Genomic DNA, 284 nt, shown 5'->3' on the forward strand with positions numbered 1-284 from the left:
CGATCACGAGGGCGGGGACCCCGAGCCGCTTGAGCCGTGCCGCCAGGCCGATGCCGCCCTGCCCGCCGCCCACGACCAGCACGTAGGGCTGCTCGTCGATGCCGAAGGATTCGGCCCGCGCGCTGCGCCGGTCGAGCCAGTTCTCAGTGGAGACGTTGACGCCGTGCTCCGCCCCCCGCTCGCGCCGCCGGCCTGCAGGCTCGGGGAAGTCGTTGAGGCTCTGGGCGCTGGACAGGAACGTCCACGCCCTGCCGTCGCGGAGGCGGACGAGTCCCTTGCCGTGG

General features: G+C 73.9%; 1 pseudogene. It reads right to left on the reverse strand.

The window, feature by feature from the left end:
* Nucleotides 1–284: pseudogene (locus M2D63_RS25715) on the reverse strand (NAD(P)/FAD-dependent oxidoreductase); the annotation flags it as partial.

The sequence above is a fragment of the Pseudomonas sp. BJa5 genome, from assembly GCF_030272875.2.
GTDB lineage: Bacteria > Pseudomonadota > Gammaproteobacteria > Pseudomonadales > Pseudomonadaceae > Aquipseudomonas.